The 237-nt window shown below is 65.4% G+C and carries 1 protein-coding gene; it reads right to left on the bottom strand.

What is annotated here, in order from left to right; translation table 11 throughout:
- Nucleotides 1-237, bottom strand: a 237-nt coding sequence (locus QP415_RS12895; protein ID WP_285100338.1) for an alpha-glucosidase C-terminal domain-containing protein, incomplete at both ends; no start/stop codon positions are given.

Below are 237 nucleotides of genomic sequence, written 5' to 3'. Positions count from 1 at the left end.
CCCAGCGTGACGTCATAACCGCCAGCGGCACCGACGGCCGGGAAACCTGCCCCGCCAAACACATCCGTGGCCAGCCACCCGGCGTAAGTGGGCAGCTCAACGCGCCCTGCGCGCGGGGTATTGGCCAGGTTCATAATGCAGAGGATGGTTTCCTCCGGGCAGGAGCGGGTGAAGGCGAGGATTGCGTCGTTATTCGACTCGCGCAGCACGAAATCACCCGAACCCATCGCCGGGTGC

This window comes from Pauljensenia sp. UMB3104, assembly GCF_030217285.1.
Lineage (GTDB): Bacteria > Actinomycetota > Actinomycetes > Actinomycetales > Actinomycetaceae > Pauljensenia.
Note: the sequence above shows the minus strand (reverse complement) of the source record. Positions and strands in the feature narration are given on the sequence as shown.